A 14,989-nucleotide genomic window follows, 5' to 3' on the forward strand; every position below is an offset into this window, starting at 1 on the left:
TCGACTATCGATTCATCGGTCTCACAAATCATCGTCAACATACCAGATCGCGCCCCGAGGTTCTGCGATACTCGACCAACGACGATGTGGCGAAAAGGCTGGGTCCTGATCCTCACCCTGGCACTCTCACCCTACGGAGCGGGTGCTCAGGAAGGCGGCAAATACTCGAACCGACCGCTGGCGGAAGCTCTTACCAATCTGCAGGCAGAAGGCCTGCGGATCGTCTTCAGCACCGCGCTGGTTCGACCCTCGATGATGATTCGAGAGGAACCCCACGGCGACGACCCACGAGAGATCCTGGATCAGCTGCTCGAACCCCACGGACTCCGCGCTGAGGACTCTTCCGGCGGGACCATCCTCATCGTCCCTGCCCGAACGGGCAGCCCCGAGGCGACGCCCGGCAGCATCCGCGGGATCGTAACCGTAGGCGGCGAGCGGGTGCGCGTGGTCGACCTCGTGATTGCCGTCGAAGGAACCGGGCTGCAGACCACGACCCTCGACAACGGCCGGTTCGTGATCGACGGAGTCTTGCCCGGTCGCTACACCGTCTCCGCCACCTCGTCAGCATTCACGCCGCAGAGCATTCGTGAGGTCGAAGTCCGGCCGGGAAGAGTCTCGCGTCTCCGCTTCGATCTGGTGCCGGTGTCCGTCTTTCTCAGTGAGGTCATCGTCACTCCGAGCCACTTCCGCCTGCTCGACGAGAGACCCGAGAGTCGGCAGTCATTCGACCGTGAGGAGGTCCGCCAGATGCCTCATGTGGCCGACACGAAGGCGCCTGGCTGGCCGGCGTCGACGGCGCCAAGGCAGGCATCATCATGCCGGGCACGGTCTTGCTGGGCGCGAGGTACTACCGACGTGGCCCTGGACCGGGCGGAGCACATGGCGATGGACGCCACTGCCGAGACCGAGGCCGGCACCTTCGAGGACTGCCTCGAGGTGTGGGAGACGACGCCGCTTGCGCCGGACGATCTCAGCATCAAGGTCTACGCACCGGGCGTTGGCCTGGTCGTCGATGATGTCACCGAGCTCGTGGGGTATACCGATCCTGACTCTTGATGAAACCTGGAGATTTCTGCCCGAGGGCGCCGATTCGGCGCCCTATTTTTTTGCCTCCGCCGCTTGACACGGCGGGTTTTGAAACCTATCTTGTGTCATAGCGTATTACTTCGCTGATACGCTATGGCTTATTGAGGATGAACCGAGACAGAGTCTTCACTTCGCGGATGGAGGGTCGACGATGCTGATCGTGGTCGATCCGTCGAGCGGCGTGCCGGTCTTCCGCCAGGTGATGGACCAGGTTCGGTTTCATATCGCGAGTGGGCTCCTCCGGGCTGGGGACGAACTGCCCCCCACGCGGACGCTGTCGGCCGAGCTCGGAGTCAACCCGATGACCGTTTCCAAGGCCTACAATCTGCTCGAACGAGACGGTGTGCTCGAACGGCGGCCGGGACGGCCGCTCGTTGTGGCACATCTGGACGAAGTCGACCTCGATGTCCAAAAGATCGACCACCTTCGCACCAGCCTCGCTGATGCTGTACGCGCCGCGCGCCAACTCGGCATCGAAACCGACGACGCAACCCGATTGTTCCGCAATCTCCTCGAAGAAGAAATGAAGGAGGACTGACATGCATGTCCTCGCCCTCAACGACATTCATCGATCTTTCGAACCCGGCGTACCGGTGCTCGACGGAGTAGACCTCAACGTCCAAGTCGGAGAGGTCGTGGGGCTCCTCGGCCGCAACGGCGCCGGCAAGACCACCCTCCTGCACATCACCATGGGCATGCTGCGACAGCAAAAGGGCACAGTTGAGGTCTTCGGTTTCGATCCACTCCAACAGCCGGTCGAGGTCAAGAGCCGGGTTGGCTTCGTCTCCGAGAACCAGATTCTCCCTACCTTTCTCAAGGTCCGCGAGGTCATCGATCTCCACCGAAGCCTCTTCCCTTCGTGGGACGATGACATGGCCGGGCGTCTCGCGGATCGGTTCCGAATCCGGTCGAACGCCCGCATCAAGAACCTCTCCAAGGGTCAGGCTCGGCAGGTGGCCCTCCTCTGCGCCCTGTGTCACAGGCCCGGACTGCTGCTGCTCGACGAGCCGGCCGGCGGCCTCGACGCCCTCGCCCGGCGCGAGTTCCTCGAAACCTCCATCCAGGCCCTGAGCGACACCGGGACGACAATCATCTTCTCGTCCCACTACCTGTCGGACGTCGAAAGGCTGGCCGGCAGGGTGGTCATGCTGCACGACTCGAAGGTGCTGATCGACAACACCCTCGACGAGCTGCACGAGTCGTTCTCGATCTGCCTCGTGCCGCACCGCCCCCAAGGCACCAGCGAGGCGCTGCTCACGCTTCCGGAATGCCTCGGCGTGCGAGTCCGGAGCGACGCGGTGCACGCGGTCTTCCGTCTCGATCCCGACGACTCCTGCTCCCTGATCAAGGACAAGCTCGGGATCACCGACGCCCTCTGCCGGACGGCAGGCCTCGAGGAGATGTTCATCGAGATCGCGGGGGGCGAGCGATGAGCTCGACCGCCGACCTCTTCCGCCAGGATCCTGCACGAGGCGCCCTGGTGCGCGCCGTCCTCACGAGCCTGGCCGTCGGCGTGCTACTCCGGCTCGTTCCCGACGTCTCCCGAGGAATCACTGCCCTCGATGCCCGCGACCTTCCGGGTGGCTTCCCCTACATGTATCTCGTGCTGACGGGCCTTGTAGTCTCTTTCGTGCTGAGCGGCAACTCCTGGACCCGGTCGAGCCGCCTCACTCTCGGCCTTCCCGTCCCGGCCCGCACCGCGTGGACGGTGCGCATCACGTCGCTGATCATCATTGCCCTGGCCTCCGTCGCGGCGCTCGCCATCACTACTGGAATCATGACCGAACCCGACCAGAGCAGCCTGAATTTCAGCCAGGTGGTCCTGCTCTCCGCTGCGCGAGCAGCGGTAACCAGCGTGCTCATCCTCTTCCTGTTCCAGCTACCACTGTCGCAGCGCGCGAGCATCCCGATAACCGCGCCGTACGTGGTCTACATGCTCTTCGCCGGCCTTCTCACCCTCGTTGTCTCCGCAGCTGCCGTAACATCGATTGCCGGCACGCTCGTGCTGCTGTTGATGACGATGTCGCTCGGCACATGGCTCGTCATCCGCGTGCCGCGGACGTTCTCGGTCGGTCCCTCCCTCGAGGAAAGCGAGCACCCGATCCCGGACCACTCCGACGAGATCGCATCCGTCGATTCAGCCGGCTGGATGGGCGGAACACACGACGTGCCCAGGTGGCACCTCCACTGGGTTCTCTTCAGGGGGCTCAAGAGAAACGTCCTGATCTGGTTCCTGCTCGGTATCGTCGGCGCATCGTTCGCCGTCGCCACCCTCGAGTTCTTCGACGGAACCAACGCGTTCCTGCCGTTCTTCTTCGTCGTGCTCTACCACCTGCCGCTGTTTCAGGGGGCGATTGAAAACATGACGCCTTATGATCCTCTGCCGATCTCGCGAACCGTGCTCTGGGCCCACACCGTGGGGCCGATCGCATTTTCGGCAGCCCTCGGCGTCGTGATCGCCGTTCTGATCTTCGCGGCGAACCCCAAACCCTACACACAGATCCAATTCAGCTCCTGCTGTGTTCAGGTGCCCTGGGACTACTGGGAGATCGCTCGCGACGGGCAAGTGCCGACCGTAACGTCGCCGTGGGGAGAAAACCACATGCCCCAGGCTTATTCTCTGTGGCGCGACTCCGCAGCCTCTCTCTACAACCCTTACGACTCAGGCCCCGAAAGCTCTCCACGCTTCATCGAATACCAGATGCGGCGGGCGGCACGCGCGGTCTATGGCGATCCGCTTCCGACGGCCTTTTCGGACGCCGGTTACGAGTCGCCGTCGAACATCGTCGGCGGTGCGGAGCGAGGGGCATTCACCATCGACTCCACCCGCGGCCGGAGTTCGTCGGACCGGATCCGCACGGCGGCCGCCGCCCTGATGATTCTCTGTCTGCTGATCGTCGCTCTGATGCTGCCGGCACTCCTTCAGTACGGCCCGTGGGTCCGCCGAAAGCTCTTCAAACGAGCTTCAATCGCACTGATTATCCTGCTGGTCGTGGCTGCCGTGGCTCTGTCGACCGCTCGCCTCCTCGGCTGGACCGAGGTCTGGTACCTGGGGGCTCTGATCTCGATCGGCTGCCGCACTCTCGCCCACTCACTGCCCCTCTCGACCCCGGTCCTGTGGTTCCTGTGTGTAACTTTCTGGGCTGGTGCGTATCTAATACTAGGGAGAGTTTTTTCGAGCATCGAGTTTCCGTGTGAGAAGACCATGGGTCGTTTCGCCGAGGAATACTGAGATGGACACCACCACATTGCAGGTCACAGCCACCACGCCATCGTCGCGGCGGCTGTTGGTCGCTGTCGAGGGCTATCTCGACGAGCGTGGCGGCGCGGCTCTCGCCCGCGAAACCCAGGCCACGCGAGGGCCCGAGTCCACCCGCATTCGGATCGATCTCGGAAACGTCTGTCTCTTCAACTGCTTCGGGGCTCGCCGGCTGATCACGCTCGTCTCCGACCTGGAACACCAGGGTCACGAGGTCGAACTCGTAGGCGTCCGGCCGCCACTCCAGAGAGTTCTGGATCTACGGGCCTGACCGGTCCAACTCCAGTTAATCCGAGAACTCCTTCTTCACCTCTTTGGTTGCCTTCTTGACGTCCTTCTTGACCTCATTCGTCTTCTTTTTGACGTCCTTGGCGGCCTTGTTTGCGGCGTCCTCCGCCTTGTCGAGCGGACCGGTCGAAGTATGGGCATCGACTACGTCGCCAACGACTCCCATGTCGTCAACCGCCTTGTTGACCGTTTTTCTCGCCGTGTGTTTCGCCGCACCTTTAACGACTCCCATCGTTGCCTCCTCTATTCGATAATGAGTTTCGTTACTATAACATATCGCATTCCTCGGCTCGTCAGTCGACTCTGCCGCGTACCGCCCACGCGCCGGCGATAAGGCGAATCGAACCGTCAGAATCCCTGGGAAGCGTCTCGTCGAGATGGTTTTGAAGGGCAGTCCGAGCCTCGCCGTCGAGCGAGGCAACATAAGAGGGTGCCGGCCCCGGACCTCCCAGAAAGGGTTTCCAGTACTCGTCGAAGGAGGCAAAATCCGTCGCGATATCGAGCGGTTCACAGCGGACTGAACGGAGGCCTGCTTCGCGAAAAAGGCTGGTGAGATCGTTCGGCTCGCATATCGGGAATCGGCTGCCTTCATCGAGCTCCGCCGCTTTCGGATCGACCCGCAACGCAGCGTCCCAGAACAGACGAAGGAACTCCATGCGGTCCGAATAATCCCAGACGCACGACGAAATCGTCCCATCGGTCGCAGTTACGTCTTTCATTTCCGAAATTGAACGGTCGGGATCCGGAAAGAAATTGAGCGCAAGCAACGATGTCACGCTTCCGAAACCGCCGTGACGGCTCGGCAATGAACCGGTTCCGCCGATCTCAAACGAAGCACACTCGCTCGACCAATGAGTTCGAGCATACTGGATGTAGGTCTCCGCTGGGTCGCAGCCGACGACAGACGCCGGGTTTGCGAGCCCGCAAATCGCGGCCGTCAGGGCGCCGGTCCCGCAGCCGACGTCGAGCCAGTGAGCATCTTCCGGGACTTCGAGCCATTCAACGAACCTCGGCGCCAGCTCACGGCTCCACCGCCCCATGAAGTCCTCGTACGCTGACCCGTCATTCCACTTATCAGAGACGTTTTCCATCAACCTTCGTACCTCCAATTGCTCGCATTACCGCTTTCGCTGGCCGAAGCCCGTCGTTTGACATATCGTCAGATCCTCACCCGTCGCAGGCGCAAGGCGTTGCCGATCACCGACACCGAGCTGAAGCTCATGGCCGCGGCAGCGATGATCGGGCTCAGGAGCAGCCCGAACGCCGGGTACAGGACTCCCGCGGCGATCGGAACCCCGATGCTGTTGTAGACGAAGGCGAAGAAGAGGTTCTGTCTGATATTGCGCATGGTGGCGCTGCTGAGCCTCCTCGCACGAACGATGCCGCGCAGATCACCCTTGACCAGCGTGACGTCGGCGGACTCCATCGCGACGTCGGTGCCGGTTCCCATGGCGATACCGACGTCCGCTTGCGCCAGAGCGGGCGCGTCGTTGATGCCATCGCCAGCCATCGCAACCACAGAGCCCTCGTCCTGAAGATGGCTCACGACCTCCGCTTTCTTCTCCGGAAGGACCTCGGCATGTAGCTCGTCGATGTCGAGCTGGCGGGCAACCGCCTTTGCGGTCGTCCGATTGTCGCCGGTGAGCATCACAACCCTGATTCCCTCGTCGCGGAGTCGCCGAATGGCGTCAGGGGTGCTTTCCTTGATCGGGTCCGCCACTCCAAGAAGCCCAACGACATTGCCCTCAACTGAAACGAACATGACGGTCTGACCGTCCCCGCGGTATTTCTCGGCACGCTTCACATCTGATTCGTCGAGGTCCGCACGATCTTCCATGAGGGCTCGGTTGCCGATCGCGACCGAGCGACCACCAATGTTTCCGACCACCCCCTGGCCCGTTATCGACTTGAAACTGCCGGCTGACTCGAGAGTAACCCCTCGCTCGCGGGCGCCTTCGACGATGGCCGCCGCGAGGGGATGTTCGCTGCCGCGTTCCAGGCTGGCCGCATCGCGAATAAAGTCTGTCGATGCATTGCCGTTCAGTGCCTCGGCAGTGACCAAACGCGGCTTCCCTTCAGTCAGGGTGCCGGTCTTGTCGACCACCAGGGTGTCGACCTGGCGCATGACCTCGATCGCCTCGGCGTTCTTGAAGAGGACGCCCGATTCGGCCCCCTTCCCGGTCGCCACCATGATCGACATCGGCGTCGCCAGACCGAGGGCGCACGGACAGGCGATGATCAAAACCGCCACAGCGTTGATGAGGGCAAAGGCCATGGCAGGCGCCGGCCCCCAGATCGCCCACACCACGAACGTGATCACCGCGCTCAAAACAACTGCAGGGACAAAATAGCCTGCAACGACATCCGCCAACTTCTGGACCGGCGCCCTGCTACGCTGCGCCTCCGCCACCATCTGCACGATCTGCGACAGCATCGTGTCGGCGCCGACTCGTTCGGCCGTCATCACCAGCGAGCCAGTGCCGTTGACGGTGGCTCCTATGACGGCGTCACCCGGTCCTTTCTTGACCGGGACCGGCTCTCCGGTGACCATCGATTCATCGACCGAGGTCGAACCGCTCTCCACCGAGCCGTCGACCGGCATTTTTTCACCCGGTCGTACGCGAAGGTGGTCGCCCACCTGCACCTCGTCGAGCGGCACATCCTCTTCGCTACCGTCGGGGTTGACCCGTCTCGCCGTTTTCGGCGCGAGCCCGAGCAATGCCTTGATGGCGGCCGAGGTCTCGCTCCGGGCCTTGAGCTCGAGCACCTGGCCGAGCAGCACCAAGGTAGTGATCACCGCCGCCGCCTCGAAGTACACCGCCACGTTGCCGGTATCGTCCCGGAAGGAGGCCGGAAAGATCTCCGGCAGCACTGCGGCAATCACACTGTAGACATAGGCCACCCCGACGCCCAGTCCTATCAGGGTGAACATGTTGAGGTTCCAGGTCACGATCGATCGCCAGCCACGCACGAAGAAGGGCCAGGCGCCCCACAGGACCACCGGCGTCGCGAGAGCCAACTCGATCAGATGCAGCCTACTGGGCGTCGCCAACCATTCGAACGAAACCCCCGGGATGAGCGCCCCCATGGCAACGAAAAGGAGAGGCAGGGACAAACACAGGCTCACCCAGAACCGCCTTCGCATGTCTCGCAGCTCCGGGTTCTCCTCGTCCTCGATGTCCACCGTTCGGGGCTCGAGCGCCATGCCGCACTTCGGACAGCTTCCTGGATGGTCCTGCACCACCTCAGGGTGCATCGGGCAGGTGTACTCGACGCGAGTGGCGAGTCGGCCCGGGCTGACTGTTTCCAGGGCCATCCCGCAATCGGGGCAATCGCCCGGGCCGTCCTGCCGCACCTCGGGATGCATCGGGCAGGTGTATCCACTGCGCGCGCTGGAAGCTGCTGCGTCGTGGCGGTGTACTTCTGCTTCCTGCTCCTTCGTATCCACGCCGAGGTACCTCGCAGGATGTTGAGTGAATCGCTCCTTGCAGCTTTCCGAGCAGAAGTGATAGGTCGTCCCTCGGTGCTTGACGGAAGGCTTTCTGGCTTCCGGATCGACTTCCATTCCGCAGACCGGGTCGGTAGCCATGATGTCATCCCTTCCTAGAATTCACGTGATCCGCCAGGTGGTGCACAGTCGTCAATCGCACTTCGTGAGTTCACGACGAGCCCGCACTGGCCTGAAGGGCGCGTGAGTCCTCGTCTCCCGTGCGGATCTTCACAGCGCGCTCCACCGGTGTGGTGAACACAATGCCGTCACCGGGGTCGCCTGTACGTGCAACCTGAACGATGACCTCGGCGGCGTGGTCAGCGCAATCCTCCTCACAGACGACCTCTAGCTTGGCCACCTCCGCCGTCTTCTTCAGCTCGCTCGGCGCCAGGGTGAAGAGGTATGGTTCATACCCGTAGCCGACGCCGTGGACCCGGGTCACAGTAATCCCGGGCGCCCCTGCTTTGCGAAGTGTACGGATGACGTCGTCGACCTTCGAAACTCGAATGTACGCTTTGATTTCTCTCATTGTTCGTCCCTTACAGCCACAGCTGAGCCCGCCTCGCTGTCGGTGTGAGGAAACAGCGGTGTACGGGTGAGTTTGACCGAACGCCAGATGAAATAGATCGCCGGAAAGACGATGAGCTCCGCGATGAACGACGTGATCACGCCCCCGACCATCGGTGCCGCGATGCGTCGCATGACGTCGGCTCCGGCGCCCGCGGCCCAGAGCACCGGGCCCAGCGAGAACAGAATCGTCATCACGGTCATCATCTTCGGGCGGATTCTCTTGACCGCCCCGTGGTCGACGGCGTCCGCAAGGTCGGCGTAACTCGCCATCTTCCCTTCGGTCGACCACCGCTCGAAGGCGATGTCGAGATACAGCAGCATCACGACACCCGTCTCTGCCGACAGCCCGGCGAGAGCGATCAACCCGACCCAGACGGCGATCGACCAGTTGTAGTGGAGGAAGTAAAGAAGCCACATTGAACCGACAACCGAAAACGGTATCGCCGACAGCACGATCGCGGTCTTGATAATCGATTTCGTGTTCAGGTAGAGGATGAGAAAGGTCAGAAACAACGTGATCGGGACGATGATGACCAGCCGCTGCTTGGCCCGCTGCATGTACTCGTACTGGCCGGACCAGAAGATTGTGTAGCCGGAGGGCAGCTCGACATTCTCCGCGACCACTTGCTTGGCCCGTTTGACCCACGTCCCGACGTCGATGCCGCGAAGGTCGACATACACCCAGGCGTTGGGGCGTGCATTCTCGGACTTGATCGCGGGCGGACCCTGATGGACGCGGATCGTGGCGAGCTGGGTCAGCGGGATCTGAGCACCGTTCGGGGTCGGCACCAGTACGTCGCCAAGTGCCGCAACGTTGTCCCGCAACTCGCGCGGGTAGCGGAGGTTGATCGGGTAGCGCTCGAGCCCTTCGACGGTCATGGACACGTTCATACCGCCGACAGCGGACATGATCACATCTTGAACATCGCCGACCGTCAGGCCGTAGCGCGCCGCGGCCTCGCGGTCGATGTCGAAGTCGAGGTAGTTGCCGCCCATTACGCGCTCCGCGTACGCCGAAAGCGTGCCCTCGAGCGGCTTGACGACTGCTTCCACCTCCTTACCGATGCGCTCGAGCTCCGACAGATCCGGCCCGGCGATCTTGATGCCGACCGGGGTCTTGATCCCGGTTGAAAGCATGTCGATGCGAGTTTTGATCGGCATCGTCCAGGCGTTGGTCAGACCCGGGAACTGGATCGCGCGGTCGAGCTCCTCGACGAGCTCGTCCTTGGTCATTCCGGTTCGCCATTCGGAGGGATCTTTGAGAACGATGGTGGTCTCGATCATCGACAGTGGCGCCGGGTCGGTTGCAGTCTCGGCGCGGCCGATCTTGCCCAACACCGACTCCACCTCGGGGAACGTCGCGATGATCTTGTCGGTCTGCTGGAGGAGCTCCTTGGCCTTGGTGATGGAGATGCCGGGAAAGGTCGTTGGCATGTAGAGGAGGTCGCCCTCCCACAGAGGCGGCATGAACTCCGAGCCCATCTTCTGCATCGGAATCCAGGTGACCGCAACGACGATAATGGAAACGATCACCACGGCCCACCGCCAGCGGAGGGCCAGGTTGAGGAACGGTGTGTACACGCGCTGCAGGATCCGAGAGACCGGATGATTCTCCTCCGAGTGGATCTTGCCGCGAACGAACCAGTACATCAGGACCGGGATGACGGTTACCGCGACCAGTGAGGCAAGCCCGACCGAGTACGTCTTGGTGAACGCCAGCGGCTTGAAGAGCCGGCCCTCCTGGGCCTGCAGGGTGAAGATCGGCATGAACGAGACCGTGATGACGAGCAGGCTGAAGAAGAGTGTCGGTCCGACCTCCTGCGCCGAACGTAAGATGATCTCGAAGTGGGATCTTCGGCCTTGCCACTCCTCAACATGCTTGTGGGCGTTTTCCACCATGATGATGGCCGCGTCCACAAGGACACCAATTGAGATCGCGATACCTCCGAGCGACATGATGTTGGCGCCCAAACCCTGGGCCTTCATGACGATGAAGGCGAGAAGGATCGAGATCGGGATCGAGACGATGGCGACGAACGCCGAGCGAAAGTGGAAGAGGAAGACGATGCAGACCAACGCGACGATGATCGATTCCTCGATGAGAGTGTGGGTCAAGGTCTCGATCGAGCGGTGAATGAGCGCAGTACGATCATATGCCACCGAGATCTCGACGTCGTCGGGCAGGCCCTGCTGAAGCTCCGCCAGGCGCTCCTTGACCCGCGCAATCGTCGACAGCGTGTCCGAGCCGTAGCGGACTACGACAACGCCACCTACCGTCTCTCCCTCACCGTTCCATTCTGCCAGCCCGCGCCGAATTTCCGGACCGAGAGTTATGTTGGCGATGTCCTTGAGCAGTATCGGCGTGCCGCCGGGTCCCGAACCGAGTGGAATCTCCTCGAGGTCCTTGATTTCCTTGACGTAGCCGAGGCCACGGACCATGTACTCCCGTTCGCCGGTCTCGATCAGGCGACCGCCGACGTCATTGTTGGAGCGCTTGATCGCCATCCTGATCTTGGCAAGTGGAATGTTGTAGGCACGAAGTTTGACCGGATCGACCTCAACCTGGTACTGGCGGACGAATCCACCAATCGAGGCGACCTCCGAGACTCCCTCCACCGACATGAGTCCGTACTTCAGGTACCAGTCCTGGTAGGAGCGCAGATCGGCAAGCGACCGTTCGGGCGAGTTGAGGACGTACATAAACGCCCAGCCGACTCCGGTGGCGTCCGGTCCCAACTGGGGAGCGACCCCGTCCGGAAGTTGACCCGCCATACCGCTCAGATACTCCAGGACTCGGGAGCGGGCCCAGTACATGTCGGTACCGTCCTCGAAAATGACGTAGACAAAGCTGAATCCGAAGAAGGAGTATCCGCGAACCACCTTGGCGAACGGAACTGAGAGCATCTTCGACGCGATCGGGTACGTGATCTGATCCTCAACCACCTGTGGCGCCTGGCCCGGGTACTGCGTGTAGATGATGACCTGGACGTCCGAGAGATCGGGAATGGCGTCGAGGCGAATCGACTTCATCGCCCAAATGCCACCGAGGATGGCAAACACCACACCTATGACGACCATGAACTGGTTTCTGAGCGACCATTCGATGATCCGGTTCAGCATGGTGGCGCCTCCCATTCGTGCACGGACACGGACGTGGGCGCCAGAATCACGACCCACCTCCCGCGCGTTTCTCGGCGATCATCTTCTGGATCGCCTCCTGGAGATTCGATTCAGAGTCGATCAGGAACTGAGCTGACGTCACGATCTCTTCGCCGTCCGACAGACCGTCGATCACCTGAGTGAAGCCGTCGCCCTCCGGTCCCAACCGCACGTCGCGCGGTGCGAACTGACCGTCACCAAGCGCGACGATGATCACGTTGCGTTGCCCGGTTCTGAGAACCGCCTGTGACGGAACGGCGATCACATTTCTGGCGGCCACCGGCTCGAAAAGCACGGTAGCGTACATGCCCACCCGCAGCCTGTTGCGGCTATTGTGGACCTCGAGGGTGAGCTGGACGGTGCGGGTTTTCTCCGACACCTCCGGTTCGATGTAGCGGACCCGCCCGTGAAACGTCTCGCCCGGGAAATAGGTGAGAGTTATGGTCGCCGTGCTGCCGACATCGAGCCACGGCAACTGGTCCTCGAAGATCTCGACCGTCAGCCAGAGGTCGGAAAGGTCAGCGATGTGCAGCAGTTCCATGCCGGGACGAGTCGCCATACCTTCTAGACCCGGCATCCGTTTCATCACCACACCTCTCGCGGGAGACAGAATCTGCAGGGTTCGGAAGACCTCGCCCGTTTCCTCGAGCCGCCGAATCTGCTCTTCACTGATATCCCAATAGGCAAGTCTCTGACGCGCCGCTTCGAGCAGGGCCTCGGCGCGGCGTCTGACGTCTCCCGGTGCATCGGTCAGGCTGGCGGCGTACTGCTTTGCCGCCAGCAGCTCCTGCTCCGTCTGCACCAGCTCCGGCGCGTAGATCTCGAATAACGGTTCACCCTTCTTCACCGGCTGTCCGATGTAGTTGACATAGGTCTCCTCGATGAACCCCGGATATTTGGTGGTCACCGAAACCATCTTTTCCTGGTCGTAACCGAGGTATCCGACGGTGCGGATTTGGTGTTTGATATCGCGTCGCCTCACGACCTCGGTCAGAACATTCATGTTCTGCTGCACTTCCGGATTGATGGTGACGACCGCGCCCCCGGCTGCCGCTGACTGGGCTTCATCGGCGTAGACCGGAACGTAATCCATTCCCATCTCGTCCTTGCGCGGCACCGGCGACGTGATGGTCGGGTCCATAGGGTTGCGGTAGAAGAGGATGTCGCGCTCAACGGCGGGCGGTTTAGCGTCGGGAGCCTCTCCCTCTCGAAGCGGCACCAGATCCATGCCACAGATCGGGCATTGACCCGGCGCATCCTCGATCACCTGCGGATGCATCCCGCAGGTCCATAACTCTTCTCCGTGCCCTTCTCCGTCTTCGTGCCCGACGTGCGCGTCTTTCGTCAACCCAAGCCAGTCATCGACCGGGCTGATTCCGACCGGATCCACCACCAGCACCAGCATCACCGCCGCCCCAACCAGCACCCATAGAATGGCCTGCAGAATGGCCCTGCCCTGCTCGTTGGAACGGCGGGCGGCATATATGCCGCCCCTGCAGAAGGCTGATTCCGCAAGGTGGTCGTCGTCGGGGCGGGATATATTCCGCCCGTGGCGCGTTTCGAAGATCTTTTTCATTGCTCCACCCCCCGGTGGGATTCGTTCAGTGGCCCTGCGACCACCCCTTCGAGACGTGCGATTGCGACATCGAGATCGGTCCGGACTCGCGCCTCCGCGATCCGGACCTGGAGCAGGACGCGCTCCGCATCGAGCAAATCGAGGGCGTTCACCGTGCCAGCCGCGTAGGCGGACTCGGCGGACCGCAACGACTGTCCCGCCTGAACGAACAGAATTTCGTTATAAAGTTTCACCTGTTCAGCCAGGAGAGGGATTCGGTGCACGAGGTCACCGAGCTCGCCGTCGATCGCGGCGGTGACTTCGCGACGTCCCTCTTCCGCAGCCAGGCGCTTCTGCACGCCCTCTTCGATCCCGGCCTCGAGGCTGGACCCCCATATCGGTACACTGACTCCCCCAGTCAGCCCGAGGATGTCCTGGCCATTGTCCTCGGGCGGGTTGAGCCGGCCCGCCTGGTCGCTTCTTCGGTCCACGAATCCGTAGTTGAGGCCAACCACGAGGCTGGGGCTGTACGCCTTCTTCGAGGCCTCGATGCGATCTGCGGCAGCCTCGACGCGGGCATCGGCCTCCATGATCTCGGGACGATTGGCTATCGCGCGCAAGCGAAGCTCCTCGAGTCCCGGGGTTGGCGCCGCCTCGTGATCCGGTGCTTCCACCGCGACAGGCGTTGTCTGCGGGCGATCGCGCAGCGCGTTGAGCCTGGCGACCACCTCCGATCGTCGTTCCGCGATATTCAGCAGACGGGTTTCAGTCCGTGTGATCTCGGCCTGGATCTTGATGACTGCCTGGTCGAGACCGACACCTGAGGCGTAGCGGGCCAGCGCGAGCTCGGCGTAGTGCTCGAGGGTCGCCCTGTCCTCTTTCACGACGCGGCTCTCGATGTCGAGAAACTGCAGCTCGTGATAGTCGGTGCGCGCCTCGGTCACGATCTCGATCCTCGCGGCCTCGAGCCGCGCCCGGCTCGCAACGGCGTCCCACAGGCTGGCCTGCTCATCGATCTTCAAGGTCCCGAACCACGGCAGACGCTGCATCAGGCTGACGGCAGCACGCTGCGGTCCGACCCGGGTCTGTGGCGACATCACGAACCAGGTCAGCGTCGCAGTCGGATCGGGCAGAGCTTTGACCTGGGGCGATCGCTGCTCGACGGCAGCCGCCTCGGCTTCCAGCCGGGCCAGTCTCGGGTTGCGGTCGAGGACTTCAGTGAGAAGCATTCGGAGCTTCGTGTCAGCTACCGAGGCGGTGATTTCGTCCGCCGCCGCCAATCGATCCGTATCCTCATACTCGGCGGCTCCAAAAACGGCTGCGCCGAGGACGCCGCCCATCGCGAGCGCCACACATGTTTTCGAAAATGCGTGTGTGATTCCCATTCCTGATCCCTTCGTTCGAGGGGAAAGGACGCACCTCTCCCCCAGTCAGCGATTCGCCCGGCGAATCGCCCTAGGTCAGGAATGCACAGTCGACGAGGTAGGCAGGTGGAGCCGGTGGAGGCGCCGGCGGGCGGAAGGAGCGTACCCGCGGCGAGTCGCCCGGAGACCCGGGCCCGAAAGCCGCCAGCGCTGAAACC

The 14,989-nt window shown here is 62.3% G+C and carries 12 protein-coding genes; 5 read left to right on the plus strand and 7 right to left on the minus strand.

Annotated elements, in window-relative coordinates; translation table 11 throughout:
- The first annotated feature begins 84 nt into the window (after positions 1-84).
- From LJE93_01080 to LJE93_01100, 5 genes are all read left to right on the plus strand, one after another.
- A complete protein-coding gene (locus LJE93_01080) occupies positions 85-1,056 on the plus strand; it encodes a carboxypeptidase regulatory-like domain-containing protein (GenBank protein ID MCG6947496.1) in 972 nt (323 codons plus the stop codon).
- Positions 1,057-1,237: 181 nt separating this feature from the next.
- The gene (locus LJE93_01085; protein MCG6947497.1) at positions 1,238-1,624 is read left to right on the plus strand and encodes a GntR family transcriptional regulator; all 387 of its coding nucleotides are present in this window, start codon (positions 1,238-1,240) and stop codon (positions 1,622-1,624) included.
- Position 1,625: 1 nt separating this feature from the next.
- The gene (locus tag LJE93_01090) at positions 1,626-2,519 is read left to right on the plus strand and encodes an ABC transporter ATP-binding protein (GenBank protein MCG6947498.1); all 894 of its coding nucleotides are present in this window, start codon (positions 1,626-1,628) and stop codon (positions 2,517-2,519) included.
- Entirely contained in the window at positions 2,516-4,318 is a 1,803-nt protein-coding gene (locus LJE93_01095; protein MCG6947499.1) for a hypothetical protein, read from the plus strand. Before LJE93_01090 ends, LJE93_01095 begins: the two co-directional genes overlap by 4 nt.
- A 1-nt stretch (position 4,319) precedes the next feature.
- Positions 4,320-4,616, plus strand: a complete 297-nt coding sequence (locus LJE93_01100; protein ID MCG6947500.1) for a hypothetical protein — start codon at positions 4,320-4,322, stop codon at positions 4,614-4,616.
- 15 nt (positions 4,617-4,631) lie between these two features.
- Here the strand turns inward: LJE93_01100 and LJE93_01105 are convergent, their stop codons facing one another.
- From LJE93_01105 to LJE93_01135, 7 genes are all read right to left on the minus strand, one after another.
- A complete protein-coding gene (locus tag LJE93_01105) occupies positions 4,632-4,865 on the minus strand; it encodes a hypothetical protein (protein MCG6947501.1) in 234 nt (77 codons plus the stop codon).
- A 61-nt stretch (positions 4,866-4,926) separates the two neighbouring features.
- Entirely contained in the window at positions 4,927-5,724 is a 798-nt protein-coding gene (locus LJE93_01110) for a methyltransferase domain-containing protein (protein ID MCG6947502.1), read from the minus strand.
- Between the two features lie 68 nt (positions 5,725-5,792).
- Entirely contained in the window at positions 5,793-8,222 is a 2,430-nt protein-coding gene (locus tag LJE93_01115; protein MCG6947503.1) for a heavy metal translocating P-type ATPase, read from the minus strand.
- A 70-nt stretch (positions 8,223-8,292) separates the two neighbouring features.
- Positions 8,293-8,652, minus strand: a complete 360-nt coding sequence (locus tag LJE93_01120; GenBank protein ID MCG6947504.1) for a P-II family nitrogen regulator — start codon at positions 8,650-8,652, stop codon at positions 8,293-8,295.
- The gene (locus tag LJE93_01125; protein ID MCG6947505.1) at positions 8,649-11,813 is read right to left on the minus strand and encodes a CusA/CzcA family heavy metal efflux RND transporter; all 3,165 of its coding nucleotides are present in this window, start codon (positions 11,811-11,813) and stop codon (positions 8,649-8,651) included. Before LJE93_01125 ends, LJE93_01120 begins: the two co-directional genes overlap by 4 nt.
- Before the next feature lie 46 nt (positions 11,814-11,859).
- A complete protein-coding gene (locus LJE93_01130; protein MCG6947506.1) occupies positions 11,860-13,428 on the minus strand; it encodes an efflux RND transporter periplasmic adaptor subunit in 1,569 nt (522 codons plus the stop codon).
- Positions 13,425-14,792: a TolC family protein gene (locus LJE93_01135; protein ID MCG6947507.1), complete on the minus strand. Its 1,368-nt coding sequence runs from the start codon at positions 14,790-14,792 to the stop codon at positions 13,425-13,427. The genes LJE93_01130 and LJE93_01135 overlap by 4 nt, the downstream gene beginning before the upstream one ends.
- Between the last annotated feature and the right edge of the window lie 197 nt (positions 14,793-14,989).

This window comes from Acidobacteriota bacterium (genome assembly GCA_022340665.1).
In the GTDB taxonomy this organism is placed as follows: domain Bacteria; phylum Acidobacteriota; class Thermoanaerobaculia; order Thermoanaerobaculales; family Sulfomarinibacteraceae; genus Sulfomarinibacter.